Source organism: Enterobacter cloacae subsp. cloacae ATCC 13047 (genome assembly GCF_000025565.1).
GTDB classification, from domain to species: Bacteria; Pseudomonadota; Gammaproteobacteria; order Enterobacterales; family Enterobacteriaceae; genus Enterobacter; species Enterobacter cloacae.
This window is the reverse complement of record NC_014121.1, coordinates 812,307-826,823: the sequence shown is the minus strand read 5'-3', so window position 1 is coordinate 826,823 and position 14,517 is coordinate 812,307. Positions and strand designations below refer to the sequence as shown.

The 14,517-nt window shown below is 53.9% G+C and carries 12 protein-coding genes and 1 pseudogene; 2 read left to right on the top strand and 11 right to left on the bottom strand.

Translation table 11 applies throughout. From position 1 onward, the window contains the following. Nucleotides 1-57: 57 nt before the first annotated feature. From lspA to ECL_RS27630, 4 genes and pseudogenes are all read right to left on the bottom strand, one after another. The gene (gene lspA / locus ECL_RS04030; RefSeq protein WP_013095527.1) at nt 58-558 is read right to left on the bottom strand and encodes a signal peptidase II; all 501 of its coding nucleotides are present in this window, start codon (nt 556-558) and stop codon (nt 58-60) included. Continuing rightward, a complete protein-coding gene (ileS, locus tag ECL_RS04025; protein ID WP_013095526.1) occupies nt 558-3,374 on the bottom strand; it encodes an isoleucine--tRNA ligase in 2,817 nt (938 codons plus the stop codon). The genes lspA and ileS overlap by 1 nt, the downstream gene beginning before the upstream one ends. A 45-nt stretch (nt 3,375-3,419) precedes the next feature. Further along, complete coding sequence (gene ribF, locus ECL_RS04020; RefSeq protein ID WP_020688470.1) at nt 3,420-4,346, bottom strand: bifunctional riboflavin kinase/FAD synthetase; 927 nt, start codon at nt 4,344-4,346, stop codon at nt 3,420-3,422. A 7-nt stretch (nt 4,347-4,353) separates the two neighbouring features. Next, a pseudogene (locus ECL_RS27630) lies at nt 4,354-4,572 on the bottom strand (DUF2575 domain-containing protein). Nucleotides 4,573-4,673: 101 nt separating this feature from the next. Here ECL_RS27630 and rpsT point away from each other — a divergent pair. Further along, nucleotides 4,674-4,937: a 30S ribosomal protein S20 gene (gene rpsT / locus ECL_RS04010; RefSeq protein ID WP_003856458.1), complete on the top strand. Its 264-nt coding sequence runs from the start codon at nt 4,674-4,676 to the stop codon at nt 4,935-4,937. A 57-nt stretch (nt 4,938-4,994) separates the two neighbouring features. On the opposite strand, the gene nhaR is transcribed toward rpsT, so the two are convergent. From nhaR to dnaK, 4 genes are all read right to left on the bottom strand, one after another. Beyond that, nucleotides 4,995-5,894, bottom strand: a complete 900-nt coding sequence (gene nhaR, locus ECL_RS04005) for a transcriptional activator NhaR (protein WP_013095523.1) — start codon at nt 5,892-5,894, stop codon at nt 4,995-4,997. A 56-nt stretch (nt 5,895-5,950) separates the two neighbouring features. Beyond that, entirely contained in the window at nt 5,951-7,126 is a 1,176-nt protein-coding gene (gene nhaA / locus ECL_RS04000) for a Na+/H+ antiporter NhaA (protein ID WP_013095522.1), read from the bottom strand. A gap of 173 nt (nt 7,127-7,299) precedes the next feature. Then, a complete protein-coding gene (dnaJ, locus tag ECL_RS03995; protein WP_008502040.1) occupies nt 7,300-8,445 on the bottom strand; it encodes a molecular chaperone DnaJ in 1,146 nt (381 codons plus the stop codon). Between the two features lie 87 nt (nt 8,446-8,532). Then, on the bottom strand, nt 8,533-10,446 hold the full coding sequence (gene dnaK, locus ECL_RS03990; protein WP_013095521.1) for a molecular chaperone DnaK: 1,914 nt from the start codon (nt 10,444-10,446) through the stop codon (nt 8,533-8,535). A gap of 297 nt (nt 10,447-10,743) precedes the next feature. On the opposite strand from dnaK, the gene satP reads away from it, so the two are divergent. Then, nucleotides 10,744-11,310 (top strand): acetate uptake transporter, encoded by a 567-nt coding sequence (gene satP / locus ECL_RS03985; RefSeq protein ID WP_013095518.1) that lies wholly within the window; start codon nt 10,744-10,746, stop codon nt 11,308-11,310. Here the strand turns inward: satP and ECL_RS03980 are convergent. From ECL_RS03980 to tal, 3 genes are all read right to left on the bottom strand, one after another. Next, nucleotides 11,287-12,609 carry an MFS transporter gene (locus ECL_RS03980; RefSeq protein ID WP_013095517.1) on the bottom strand — a complete coding sequence of 441 codons (1,323 nt, stop codon included), beginning with the start codon at nt 12,607-12,609 and terminating at the stop codon, nt 11,287-11,289. The genes satP and ECL_RS03980 overlap by 24 nt on opposite strands. A 122-nt stretch (nt 12,610-12,731) precedes the next feature. Next, nucleotides 12,732-13,319, bottom strand: a complete 588-nt coding sequence (mog, locus tag ECL_RS03975; RefSeq protein WP_013095516.1) for a molybdopterin adenylyltransferase — start codon at nt 13,317-13,319, stop codon at nt 12,732-12,734. A gap of 110 nt (nt 13,320-13,429) precedes the next feature. Then, nucleotides 13,430-14,383 (bottom strand): transaldolase, encoded by a 954-nt coding sequence (gene tal / locus ECL_RS03970; protein WP_013095515.1) that lies wholly within the window; start codon nt 14,381-14,383, stop codon nt 13,430-13,432. Nucleotides 14,384-14,517 lie beyond the last annotated feature (134 nt).

Here is a 14,517-nt window from a genome sequence, read left to right as displayed (position 1 = left end):
ACGGGAGGCCACAAATTCTGTAGGCCGGGTAAGCGCAGCGCCACCCGGCATTTACAATTAAGCCTGCTCTTTCGCGGCGGGTTTCGGCAAGAAACCTTCCAGCACGATTAACGCCGCACCGATACAAATTGCGCTATCGGCGAGGTTAAAGGTCGCAAAGTGCCAGTCGCCGACGTAGAAGTCGATCATATCGACCACAAAGCCATGCCACAGGCGATCGAACAGGTTACCTAACGCGCCGCCAATGATCAGCGCATAGGCGATGTTGTTCAGCTTTTGCGTCGCTTTCGAACGGTACATCAACACCGCCAGCACCACACAGATACCGATAGCAATACCCGCAAAGAACCAGCGCTGCCAGCCACCGCTGTCAGCAAGGAAGCTAAACGCCGCACCGTAGTTACGCGCATAGTGCAGGTTAAGCGACGGGAACAGCGGAACCGTATCCCCCAGAGCAAAGTTCTGGAGGATCAGGAACTTGCTGCCCAGATCAATAATCAGCACCACCACAACCAGCCACAGCCAGCGCAGTCCTGTTGAACAGAGAGTTTTACTCATCAGGCAAACTTACGTTTTTCGCCGTCACCGGCGACGTTGCTTACACAGCGTCCGCAGATGTCTGCGTGTTCCGCCACCTGGCCGACATCGGTGGTGTAGTGCCAGCAGCGCGGGCACTTCTCACCTTCGGCTTTGCTCAGTGCGACTTTCAGTCCTTTAAGCAGTTCGCTCTGCTGAGCATCAGCAGAAGCGTCGGCATAATCCGCAACTTTCGCACCGGAGGTCAACAGGACAAATCGTAATTCATCGCCCAGCGCCGTCAGTTTGGCCGCCAGCTCAGGTTCTGCGTACAGGGTCACTGCCGCTTCCAGAGAACCACCGACTTTCTTGTCAGCACGCGCCTGTTCAATGACCTTGTTCACTTCGCCACGCACTTTCAGCAGCTCGTCCCAGAAGGCATCGTTCATCGCTTCGGTAGTGGAGAGATCGAACAGACCTTCATACCACTCGCCGGTGAAGACATACTTCTCACGCTCACCTGGCAGGTAGCCCCAGATTTCATCCGCGGTGAAGGACATAATTGGCGCCATCCAGCGCACCAGTGCTTCTGCGATGTGATACAGCGCAGTCTGGCAGCTACGACGCGCCACGCTGTCCGCTTTCGCGGTGTACTGGCGATCTTTGATGATGTCGAGGTAGAACGAGCCCATCTCGATGGAGCAGAAGCGCATCAGGCGCTGCACCACTTCATGGAAATCGTAAGACTCATATGCCTTAACGATATCTTCCTGCGCCGCTTTCGCACAGCCCACCGCCCAGCGATCCAGCACCACCATCTCTTCCGGTTTCACCATGTCTTTTGCCGGATCGAAACCATTCAGGTTCGCCAGCAGGAAGCGCGCGGTGTTACGGATACGACGATAGCTGTCGGCAGCACGTTTCAGGATCTCATCTGATACCGCCATTTCGCCGGTATAGTCAGTAGATGCCACCCACAGACGCAGAATGTCTGCGCCCAGTTTGTTCATCACGTCCTGCGGAGAAACGGTATTACCGATAGATTTGGACATCTTACGGCCCTGACCATCAACGGTGAAACCGTGGGTCAGTACCTGACGGTAAGGTGCTTTACCTTTCATGGCGGTGGAGATCATCAGCGATGACATGAACCAGCCACGGTGTTGGTCAGAACCTTCCAGATACATATCAGCCGCATGACCGGCAAACTCAGGGCGCACGTCAACCACGGAGGCGTGAGTAGATCCGGAGTCGAACCACACGTCCAGGGTATCTGGCACTTTCTCGTAGTTGTCCGCGTCAGCGCCCAGGATATCGCGGGCATCGAGATCCCACCACGCCTGAATGCCATCAACTTCAACACGCTTCGCCACTTCTTCCATCAGTTCCAGCGTGTTCGGGTGCAGTTCGTGCGTCTCTTTATGCACGAACAGCGACATCGGCACGCCCCAGGTACGCTGACGGGAGATACACCAGTCAGGACGGTTAGCCACCATGGATTCAATACGTGCCTGGCCCCAGTCCGGGATCCACTGCACGCCTTTGATCTCTTTCAGAGACTGCTCGCGCAGGCCTTTCTGATCCATGCTGACGAACCACTGTGGGGTCGCACGGAAGATGATCGGCGTCTTGTGACGCCAGCAGCACGGGTAGCTGTGCTGCATTTTCTCAACGTGCAACAGCGCGCCGCGCTCACGCAGCATCTCCACGATGATGTCGTTCGCTTTGAAGACGTTGATACCGTCCAGCGATGGATACGTACCAGGCAGGTATGAGCCGTCCGGACCAACCGGGTTCGCGATTTCCAGACCGTATTTCAGGCTGATGTTGTAGTCGTCAGGACCGTGACCACCGGCGGTATGTACTGCACCGGTACCGGCTTCCAGCGTCACGTGGTCGCCCAGGATTGCCGGAACGTCGAAGTCCAGGAACGGGTGTTTGAAACGCATCAGCTCAAGCGCGTCGCCCTTCACGGTGCCCAGCACGGTGTAGTCGGTGATGTTAGCGCGTTTCAGCACGCTTTCCACCAGATCTTTCGCCAGGATCAGCGCCTGACCGTCAATCTGAACCAGTGCATATTCGAACTCACCGGAGAGGGAGATTGCACGGTTAGCAGGCAGCGTCCATGGGGTGGTGGTCCAGATAACCAGCGAGATCGGGCCGCTTACGCCCGGCAGGCCGAATTTACCTTTGATCGCATCCTGATCGACCGCTTCGAAGGCCACGTCGATTGAAGGCGAGGTTTTGTCGTAATACTCAACTTCTGCTTCTGCCAGCGCAGAACGGCAGTCCACGCACCAGTGCACCGGCTTCGCGCCTTTGTGCAGGTGGCCATTGCCGATGATTTTACCCAGCGCACGGATGATGTTGGCTTCGGTTTTGAAGTCCATGGTCAGGTACGGATGCGACCAGTCGCCCAGCACGCCCAGACGAATAAAGTCTGCACGCTGGCCGTCAACCTGAGTGGCCGCGTATTCACGGCATTTCGCACGGAATTCCGCCGCGGTGAATTTCTCACCCGGCTTACCAAATTCCTGCTCAACTTTCAGTTCAATCGGCAGACCGTGGCAGTCCCAACCCGGAACGTAAGGCGAGTCATATCCCGCGAGTCCTTTGGACTTCACGATAATGTCTTTCAGAATCTTGTTAACAGAGTGACCAATATGAATGCTGCCATTCGCATATGGAGGGCCATCATGCAGAATGAAGGTTTTTTTGCCTTTCTTGGCTGCACGAATGATGCCGTACAGGTCATCATCGGTCCAACGCGCCAGCATTCCCGGTTCGCGCTTGGCGAGATCGCCGCGCATCGGGAACCCTGTTTCCGGCAAATTCAGGGTTGATTTATAGTCACTCATCAGATTCTCGGTTCCGTATTTATCACGTAGGCATTTAAGCCGGGTTCAAAGCCCAAAAAACTCGCGGGCCGTTAATTCATCTCGCGCGATTTGCGCTTTTAGTTCATCCAGCGAGGCAAATCGCTGCTCATTGCGTATTTTTTTACGCAGTATGACATCTATATGGCGACCGTAGAGGTCCATTACAACGTCCAGCAGATGCACTTCCAGCTGCTGCCGCACACCGGCGACCGTAGGACGTGTGCCAATATTGGCGACACCGTAAAAAGGTTTCTCGCCCAGTCCAGCCACTTCCACCGCATATACCCCTTTAACCGGGGAGACCTGACGACGCAGCGGTATATTCGCCGTCGGGAAACCTATCGTACGGCCCAGCGCATCGCCATGAACCACACGACCAGAAATGGTAAACGGATGCCCCAGCAAATTCTCTGCGGTCTCCAGTTCATCATTGGCCAGCGCCTGACGAACCGCCGTACTGCTGACGCGCACGCCACCTTCGCAAAAGGTCATCGCGCTGGTGACGTCAAAACCATATTCCAGGCCAGCCTTCTGTAATAGCAAGAAATCGCCCTGACGACCAGCGCCAAAGCGGAAATCATCACCCACGGCGAGAAACTGCACGCCAAGGCGCTTGACCAACAGGTCGCTGACGAAATTTTGTGCTGTCAGCGCGGCAAAACGACGATCAAAACGGACACACAATACGTAGTCCACACCGGACTGTGCCAGATAGCGCAACTTCTCGCGCAGGCGAGTAAGTCGGGCAGGCGATTTATCGCCCGCGAACAGTTCCAGCGGCTGCGGCTCGAAAATCATCACTACCACGGGCAGGCCACGTGCCTCCCCTTCTTTACGCAATCCCTGCAACAGCGCCTGATGCCCACGATGCACGCCGTCGAAATTACCAATGGTCAGCACGCACCCGTGGGGGGCTTTGCTGAGATTATGTATGCCGCGTATCAGCTTCATGTCTGGCTCAAAACAGTGAAAATCGCCAAAGTATACCTTGTACAGCGATTAAGGTTAACCGACGATTGTCTGCACAAAACAGAAAGCCGTAATGATTTCATCATGCTGACCTTTCACAGCAAAAAAATCTGTCCGGGAACTGCGATTTTTATGCCGAAAAGCTGTATTCACGAAAGACAAGCTGGTAGAATCCTGCGCCATCACTACGTAACGTAGCGTCGCTAATTAACGGCGCTTATTTGCACAAATCCATTGACAAAAGAAGGCAAAGAGGGCATATTCCTCGGCCTTTGAATTGTCCACATAGATCATATTTGGGAGTTGGACTTGGCTAATATCAAATCAGCTAAGAAACGTGCCGTTCAGTCTGAAAAGGCTCGTAAGCACAACGCAAGCCGTCGCTCTATGATGCGTACTTTCATCAAGAAAGTATACGCAGCAATCGAAGCTGGCGACAAAGCTGCAGCGCAGAACGCATTTAACGAAATGCAACCAATCGTGGATCGTCAGGCTGCTAAAGGTCTGATCCACAAAAACAAAGCAGCGCGTCATAAAGCAAACCTGACCGCGCAGATCAACAAACTGGCTTAATCGCCGCTTGTTGTTGCTTGTTTAAAGAACCCGCTTAACGCGGGTTTTTTTATACCTTCAGTTTGCTGGCGGGGTAAACAGCGCCGAATAGTCGCGGTTACAGATACGCTGCACCGCCGGGTGTTGAATCATCCTTTCGGCGAAGATGGCGTGGTACTCCTCCATGACGTTATCGACTCTGCCAATCTCGGTAATCTTGTTATCCGAATAGAGATCGTGCATGTACAGCGTCGGCGCAACAAAGATTGCGTTGTGCGCCTCACCAAACGCTTTCATCAGTGCTGCATCATCGAACTCACCCAGGATCTCCACGTTTAGCCCCTGAGAGTTAAACCAGTTCTGCAGCTTACGCCCCAGCATGGAGCGCCTTCCCGGCACCAGCAAGCGGCGGTCTTCCAGACAGGCAGGGAACGGTTTTTCCGGAGGCGGGTTAATGCACCAGAAGCTTACCCCGCATTCACCAATCTTGACCGAGAACAGCCCCTCCTGCTGCGTGGAGTCGATGGGGCAATCCGAGATAATCATATCCAGCTTATGCTGGCTCAACTGCTCCAGCAGCATCTCGTGTGTGGATTCAAAACAGCGCAAATGGATTTGATCGTCTTCAACCACCGCCGCATCCAGCACGCCGCTCACCAGCCGTTTCGAGAGGGCATCCGCCACGCCCACGTCAAACAGCAAATTAGACTCTTTGCGGTAGTTAACAATATCCAGCATCTCCTGGCTCAGGGTAAACATCTTGTCCGCATAGCGAAAAACCAGTTCACCCAACTCGCTTGGCTCTATGCCACGTCCTTTACGCTTGAACAGCTTGCCTTGCAGGCGTTCTTCCAGAGCCTTGATTTGCCCGGTGATAGTTTGTGGCGTCAGAAAAAGAGCTTCTGCCGCCCCGACCACCGAGCCTTGTTTGTAAACATGCCAGAAGTAATACAGATGGTTGTAATTCAAATGAGACATCGCGTCTTCTCTCCCTGAGTGTATCGGGAGAAGAATGACCTCCTCCCGGTTTTCCGTTATGCCTGGACGGCCTGCCCGGACAACTTCACCTTCAATAAGGTATAACCAATAACTGCGGCCAGTAATGAACCGATAAGAATGGCGAGTTTTGCCCAGATAATCAGCTCAGGCGCGTTTGCACCAAACGCCAGCGTCGAGATAAAGATCGACATGGTAAATCCGATACCGCACAGCACGCCGACCGCCATAATCTGACCAAATGTTGTGCCGTTCGGCAACGATGCCAGCTTAAGCTTCAGCGCCAGCCAGCAGAACAGGCTGATCCCCAGCGGTTTACCAATAAACAGCCCGGCAATAATACCCAGCGGCAGCACGGAAGTGAGCCCCTCCAGCGTAACCCCTCCCAGAGAAACGCCCGCGTTGGCAAACGCAAACAGTGGCAGGATCATAAAGGCGACCCACGGGTGCAGCACATGCTCCAGTTGTTTGGCCGGCGATTTACCCTCCTGCGGCTTAAGCGGCACAAAGAAGCCGACGATCACCCCGGCCAGCGTGGCATGGACACCCGATTTCAGCACCGCCGTCCACAACACCATCCCCACAAGGATGTAAATTCCAATGCGACGGACATTGAAAATGTTCAACAGCGCCAGAACGGCAATCGCCCCTGCTGCCACGCTCAGCGACAGAATCGACAGATCGCTGGTGTAGAACAGCGCGATAATGACGATAGCCCCCAGGTCATCAATGATCGCCAGCGCCATCAGGAAGATTTTCAGTGCAACCGGAACCCGGCTCCCGAGCAACGCTAAAACGCCAAGCGCAAACGCGATATCCGTTGCCGCCGGGATCGCCCACCCGTCACGCGCGACAGGATCCTGCCAGGCAAACGCGAGGAAGAGCAGCGCCGGAACAACCATCCCGCCAATGGCGGCGATCACCGGAAACGCTGCACGCTGGCGGCTGGCTAACGAGCCCATCACCAGCTCACGTTTCACCTCAAGCCCCACCAGCAGGAAGAACACCGCCATCAGCGCATCGTTGATCCACAGCAGCATGTTCTTGTTAATTTCCAGCGCGCCGACCTTAAGCTCGACGGGCGTTTCCAGAAATGCGTGATAGAGATCGCGCGTCATGCCCATGTTGGCGAGCAGCATCGCGGCCGCAGCAGCAATAATCAGGATCACGCCGCCGGATGCTTCACTGCTAAAAAAACGGTGTAGTAATTTCACGTTAATTCTCTCTTTTACAACAATACCTCGATAAAACCATAATATCAGCGCAAACAAATCGGTAAAAACAGATTAATATTGAATATATACTCAGTTTAACCGAGCTTTCGAACAAGAAATAAAAAACCCGGAATCGCTTCCGGGTTTTTAAAGGATAGTTACCAGCTAACGATTTAGCGGGTCAAATCATCGAAGAATTTTTTGACGCCATCGAAGAAGCTTTTGGAGCGTGGGCTGTTTTTCTCACCCGTCGGGCCGCCAAAGCTTTCCTGCAGCTCTTTTAACAGCTGTTTCTGCTTGTCATTCAGGCCAACCGGGGTTTCAACCACCACGCGGCACAGCAGGTCGCCCTGCGCACCACCGCGAACGGATTTCACGCCTTTACCGCGCATGCGGAACAGCTTACCGGTCTGCGTTTCGCCTGGGATTTTCAGGTTCACGCGCCCATCCAGCGTAGGCACTTCTATTTCGCCACCGAGCGCTGCCATAGCAAAGTTGATCGGGACTTCACAGTAGAGGTTGTTGCCTTCACGCTCAAAGATAGCGTGCTGTTTCACCTGAACCTGAACGTACAGATCGCCTGCTGGTGCACCGTGCTCGCCTGCTTCGCCTTCACCTGCCAGACGGATGCGGTCACCCGTATCTACGCCAGCCGGGATTTTAACGGACAGGGTTTTGGTTTTCTCAACGCGACCGTGGCCGTGGCATTTGGTGCATGGATCTTTAATCAGCGTCCCACGACCATGACAGTGCGGACATGCCTGCTGAACGGCGAAAAAGCCCTGACGCATCTGCACCTGACCGGAACCGTGACAGGTTGGACAGGTTTGTGGCTGCGTACCCGCTTTCGCACCGCTGCCATGGCAAACGTCACACTCTTCCAGCGTCGGGATACGGATCTCTTTGGTGACACCGCGAACAGCCTCTTCCAGCGTCAGATCCATGTTGTAGCGCAGATCCGCACCACGCGCTGCGCGTTGACGACCGCGGCCACCACCGAAGATATCGCCGAAAACGTCGCCAAAGATATCGCTGAAATCAGCGCCGCCGCCAAAGCCGCCGCCACCGAATCCACCGCCACCCATGCCGCCCTGTTCAAAGGCTGCGTGACCGTACTGGTCATAGGCCGCACGTTTTTGTGCATCGGTCAGGACTTCGTAGGCTTCTTTGATCTCTTTAAATTTAGCTTCAGCCTCTTTGTCACCCTGGTTGCGATCCGGGTGGAATTTCATGGCCAGGCGCTTATACGCCTTTTTGATTTCACGCTCTTCCGCAGTTTTCGGAACGCCTAAAATCTCGTAATAGTCTTGCTTTGCCATTGGTTTTTTTAAGCCCCTTAACATGCGAGCACGGGCGTGGAGAGTTCTCCTACGCCCGTGCCGATTAATTACCCTGCATCAGGGCGATTATTTTTTGTCTTTAACTTCTTCGAACTCAGCGTCGACAACGTCGTCGTCTTTCGCGTTGTTCGCCGAAGCGTCAGCGCCTGCCTGCTGCTGCGCATGCTGCTGCTGAGCGATTTCCATCAGCTTCTGAGAAGCCTGTGCCAGCTCCTGCATCTTCGCTTCGATATCCGCTTTGTCTTCGCCTTTCAGAGACGTTTCCAGCGCGCTCAGTGCAGCTTCGATAGCAGTTTTGTCTTCCGCTGGCAGTTTATCGCCTGCTTCTTCAACCTGCTTACGGGTGCTGTGCAGCAGATGGTCGCCCTGGTTACGGGTCTGAACCAGTTCTTCGAACTTACGGTCAGATTCCGCGTTGGCTTCCGCTTCACGAACCATTTTCTGGATCTCTTCCTCGTTCAGACCGGAAGAGGCCTTAATGGTGATCTTCTGCTCTTTACCGCTGTTTTTGTCTTTCGCGGAAACGTGCAGAATACCGTCAGCATCGATATCGAAGGTCACTTCGATCTGCGGCATGCCGCGTGGTGCCGGGTTAATACCATCCAGGTTGAACTGACCCAGAGATTTGTTATCAGACGCACGCTTACGCTCACCCTGCAGCACATGGATGGTTACCGCAGACTGGTTATCTTCAGCGGTAGAGAACACCTGGCTGTGCTTGGTTGGGATGGTGGTGTTTTTGCTGATCAGCGCCGTCATTACGCCACCCATGGTCTCGATACCCAGAGACAGTGGGGTAACGTCCAGCAGCAGAACGTCTTTAACATCACCGGTCAGCACGCCGCCCTGAACCGCAGCACCAATTGCCACTGCTTCATCCGGGTTAACGTCTTTACGTGGTTCTTTACCAAAGAATTCAGCCACTTTCTTCTGAACCATTGGCATACGGGTCTGGCCACCAACGAGGATAACGTCGTTGATATCAGACACGGACAGGCCAGCATCCTGCAGTGCAACTTTCAGTGGCTCGATAGAACGGTTCACCAGGTCTTCTACCAGGCTTTCCAGTTTCGCACGGGTCACTTTGATGTTCATGTGCTTAGGACCGGTCGCGTCTGCAGTAATGTACGGCAGGTTCACGTCGGTCTGCTGAGCGGAAGAGAGTTCGATCTTCGCTTTCTCAGCGGCTTCTTTCAGGCGCTGCATAGCCAGCGGGTCGTTACGCAGGTCAATGCCCTGATCTTTCTTAAATTCGTCAACGAGATAGTTGATCAGACGGGTATCGAAGTCTTCACCACCCAGGTGCGTATCACCGTTGGTTGCCAGAACTTCGAAGGTTTTTTCGCCGTCTACTTCGTCAATTTCGATAATAGAGATATCGAAGGTACCACCACCCAGGTCGTAAACCGCGATAGTACGGTTGCCAACTTCTTTATCCAGACCGTAAGCCAGAGCAGCAGCGGTTGGTTCGTTGATGATACGTTTTACTTCCAGACCTGCGATACGGCCAGCATCTTTGGTTGCCTGACGCTGAGCATCGTTGAAGTACGCAGGAACGGTGATAACTGCTTCAGTTACCGGCTCACCCAGGTAATCTTCTGCGGTTTTCTTCATTTTTTTCAGCACTTCAGCAGAGATCTGAGGTGGTGCTGTTTTGGTGCCTTTCACATCAAGCCATGCATCGCCGTTATCTGCTGCGATGATTTTGTAAGGCATGATAGAAACGTCACGCTGAACTTCTTCGTCCTGGAAGCGGCGGCCGATCAGGCGTTTAATCGCAAACAGGGTGTTTTGCGGGTTCGTCACTGCCTGACGTTTAGCCGGCTGACCAACCAGAGTTTCACCATCCTGGGTATAGGCAATGATAGAAGGCGTGGTGCGATCGCCCTCGGCGTTTTCCAGCACACGTGCAGTAGTGCCATCCATAATCGCTACACAAGAGTTGGTAGTACCCAGGTCGATACCAATAATTTTACCCATCTAAACGTCTCCACTAAAAATTCAGTCAACATGTGGTTGTGTACCTGTAATAAGGGCAGAACGTGCTTTTTCAACTGCCCACATTTGATTTTTTTCAGGTCCACACACTGCGGTTGCTTACAAGATGGGGTCGCAACGTCATCCATCAAGGGGGGAAGGATAAAAAAAATTTTAATTTCACCCTGACGAGATCATAGACGGCATCGTTTGCGCCCATTATGATGCCGCGCCCCTTCAGGGAGTACTGTCGCGGGTTTAACCATTTCACCATATTAATGATGATTTTTTTGAGGACTTATGGGCAACACTAAGTTGGCTAATCCGGCTCCGCTGGGCCTGATGGGTTTTGGCATGACCACCATTCTGCTGAACCTGCACAACATCGGGATGTTCCCGATGGACGGCATTATCCTGGCGATGGGCATTTTTTACGGCGGTATCGCGCAAATCTTCGCGGGCCTGCTGGAATATAAGAAAGGCAATACCTTCGGCTTAACCGCCTTTACCTCTTACGGTTCTTTCTGGCTGACCCTGGTCGCCATTCTGCTGATGCCTAAAATGGGCCTGGCAGAGGCGGCAAACGCCCATTTCCTGGGCGTTTACCTGGGCCTGTGGGGTGTCTTCACCCTGTTCATGTTCTTTGGCACCCTCAAGGGTAACCGCGCACTGCAGTTTGTCTTCCTGAGCCTGACCGTGCTGTTCGCCCTGTTGGCGATTGGTCATCTGGTGGACAACGAAGGCATCGTTCACGTTGCAGGCTGGATTGGTCTGGTTTGCGGCGCAAGCGCTATCTACCTGGCAATGGGTGAAGTGCTGAACGAGCAGTTTGACCGCACCATTTTACCGATTGGTGAAAAACACTGATCCCTCTGTCGTGTCCGCCTCGCGGGCACGACATTCCCCCATCTGGCGAAGCCAAATCCCCAACACCAGCCCCATCAGCGACAACGCCAGCACATACCAGGCAGGTGCCAGCGGTGACACGCCCATCAATACCGTAACCGCAATCGGCGTCAGTCCACCGAAGATGGCATATGAAACATTGTATGAGAATGAGATCCCGGTGAAGCGGACTTCTGGCGGGAAGGCCCGAACCATCACATAAGGCACCGCCCCCACCACGCCAACGCACAGCCCTACCACGCCGTATAAAAGGAACAGCACTTCAGGATGACTACCGGCCAGATGGTAAAACGCCCAGCTTGAGCCCGCCAGTAACAGGCTGCCAACGATAAAGGTTACGCTGGCACCGAAACGATCCGCAGCCAGCCCGGCGGCCAGGCAGCCGAAGCAGAGCATAACCGTGGCGATACTGTTCGCCTGTAAGGTCACCGCCGGGGCAAAGCCGTACTGCTTTTGCAGCCAGACCGGCGACATCAAAATCACCACCACAATGCCTGCCGAGAGCAACCAGGTAAGCAGCATCGACACCACCACCGCTTTTTTATGACGCACCACGACGGCTTTAACGGGCAACTCTTGTGCCAGCGCTTTGCGCTGCTGCATTTCGAGGAAAATCGGTGTCTCCTGGAGCCAACGGCGCAGGTACATCGCCACCAGGCCAAACGCCCCGCCCAGCAGGAACGGCAGACGCCAGCCCCAGTCGTGTACGGCCTGTTGCGTCATGCTGGTATTCACAATTGTCGCGACCACGGAACCGAGCAAAATCCCCACCGTTAGCCCCGCGGTTAAGGTTCCGCAGGCGATACCAATGCGGCGTGCCGGAACATGCTCCGCGACAAACACCCACGCCCCCGGCACTTCACCGCCGATGGCCGCCCCCTGAAGAATACGCATCAGCAGCAACAATAACGGGGCGAGAATGCCCATCGAGGCGTAGGTTGGCAGCAGACCAATGGCCAACGTCGGCACGGCCATCAGCAGGATACTGAGGGTAAACATCTTTTTGCGCCCGACAAGATCGCCAAAGTGCGCCATCACAATCCCACCAAGAGGACGCGCCAGATACCCGGCAGCAAAAATACCGAAGGTTTGCACCTGACGCAGCCATTCCGGGATATCCGCCGGGAAGAACAACTCCCCCACCACAGCGGCAAAGAAAACAAAGATGATGAAATCGTAAAACTCCAGCGCGCCGCCCAGGGCCGCGAGCGTAAGAGTTTTGTAGTCCTGTCGATTCAGAGGTCGGGTGTTATGTGACATAGCGAACCATTTAGCGTGTGTTGTGGAATTATTATTACAGCTATCGTAAAGAAAAAATTACTATACCGTAAAACTTTTAGCACACCACAGCAGCTTCAGCTAATGTCACATAATGATTATTTTCAGGAGATTGTTTCGCGGCGTGCGCTTTTAGGACGAAATGCTGCTACTACTTTGTCGTCGGTTTCGACATACGGCCCGTCCAGCAGCTGTATACAATACGGTACACTTGCAAAGATCCCATGGACGATCACGCTGCCATCATCCGCTTTTAACCCTTCCAGCGTCTCTTTGATCGACTTAGGCTGGCCCGGCAGATTCAGGATCAGCGCCTGCTTGCGAATCACCCCCACCTGACGGGAGAGGATCGCCGTTGGAACAAAGTGCAGGCTAATCTGGCGCATCTGTTCACCAAAGCCCGGCATTTCACGGTCAGCTATAGCAAGCGTAGCATCTGGTGTCACATCACGACGTGCAGGACCGGTTCCGCCGGTGGTCAACACCAGGTGGCAGCTCATCTCGTCCACCAGCTCACACAACGTCTGCTCGATGATCGGCTGTTCGTCCGGGATCAGGCGGGTCTGGATTTCAAACGGGGTGGTCAGCGCGCTACCCAGCCACTCTTCAAGAGCAGGGATGCCTTTGTCCTGATAGACACCGCTTGAGGCGCGGTCAGAAATCGACACTAAGCCGATGCGTAAGGTATTCATATCCATTCCATTCAAAAAGTACTGATTAAAGGGAATGATACACGCAGAGGGGAATTTCAGACAGAGTACGAAAGAAGTCGCGTGACCGGGAGCCCGGTCACGCAGAATGATTACAGCAGATCGCCGATCATTTTTTCCAGTTTTTCCTGGTCAATAGCAAACTTACGGATACCGTCAGCCAGTTTGTCTACCGCCATTGGATCCTGGTTGTGCTGCCACAGGAACTCGGATTCAGTGATACGCTCTGGACGCGCTTTCACTTCACCGGTGTAAGACAGTTTACGCTCGATGGTACCTTCGCTTTCAGCCAGCTCTTTCAGCAGCGCTGGTGCGATGGTCAGGCGGTCACAGCCAGCCAGTTCGATGATTTCGCCGACGTTACGGAAGCTTGCGCCCATAACAACGGTCTCATAACCGTGCTGTTTGTAGTATTCGTAGATTTCAGTCACGGAAATCACGCCTGGGTCTTCAGACGCGGCGTACTCTTTCTTGTCGGTATTGGCTTTGTACCAGTCCAGAATACGACCCACGAACGGAGAAATCAGGTATACGCCCGCTTCCGCACATGCACGCGCCTGCGCGAAAGAGAACAGCAGCGTCAGGTTACAGTTGATACCGTCTTTTTCCAGCTGTTCAGCAGCGCGGATACCCTGCCAGGTAGAAGCCAGTTTGATCAGGATACGGTCATTGCTGATACCCGCATCGTTATACATTTTGATCAGACGTTTGGCTTTCGCGATAGACGCTTCGGTGTCGTAGGAGAGACGCGCATCCACTTCGGTAGAGATGCGGCCAGGAACCAGTTTAAGGATCTCCAGACCGATGTTCACTGCCAGTTTATCAGTGGCATCCACAACCTGCTGCGCGCGGTCGTTGCTCTGTGCTTTCGCCCAGGTCACAGCGTCGTCAATCAGTTTGCGATACTCAGGGATCTGCGCGGCGTTAAGGATCAGAGAAGGGTTAGTTGTGGCATCCTGCGGCTGGTACAGCTTCATTGCCGCGATATCTCCGGTGTCAGCTACGACAGTGGTGAACTGACGAAGGGAGGTCAATTTATCCGTCATGATAGTGTTTCTCTTTTAACGTGCCCTGGATAATTCACGCTACCGACAGCATGCCTGCAGCGGAAAAATGACAGGTTTACTTGTTAGGGGGATGTAACCGGTCTGCCCTGATGATAACACGCCAGAGGGGTAGC

Coding starts and splice junctions, on each gene's coding strand:
- dnaJ (WP_008502040.1), bottom strand. CDS start 8,445: ATGGCAAAGCAAGACTATTACGAGATTTTAGGCGTTCCGAAAACTGCG.
- mog (WP_013095516.1), bottom strand. CDS start 13,319: ATGAATACCTTACGCATCGGCTTAGTGTCGATTTCTGACCGCGCCTCA.
- tal (WP_013095515.1), bottom strand. CDS start 14,383: ATGACGGATAAATTGACCTCCCTTCGTCAGTTCACCACTGTCGTAGCT.
- nhaR (WP_013095523.1), bottom strand. CDS start 5,894: ATGTCTCATTTGAATTACAACCATCTGTATTACTTCTGGCATGTTTAC.
- dnaK (WP_013095521.1), bottom strand. CDS start 10,446: ATGGGTAAAATTATTGGTATCGACCTGGGTACTACCAACTCTTGTGTA.
- ribF (WP_020688470.1), bottom strand. CDS start 4,346: ATGAAGCTGATACGCGGCATACATAATCTCAGCAAAGCCCCCCACGGG.
- ECL_RS03980 (WP_013095517.1), bottom strand. CDS start 12,609: ATGTCACATAACACCCGACCTCTGAATCGACAGGACTACAAAACTCTT.
- ileS (WP_013095526.1), bottom strand. CDS start 3,374: ATGAGTGACTATAAATCAACCCTGAATTTGCCGGAAACAGGGTTCCCG.
- lspA (WP_013095527.1), bottom strand. CDS start 558: ATGAGTAAAACTCTCTGTTCAACAGGACTGCGCTGGCTGTGGCTGGTT.
- satP (WP_013095518.1), top strand. CDS start 10,744: ATGGGCAACACTAAGTTGGCTAATCCGGCTCCGCTGGGCCTGATGGGT.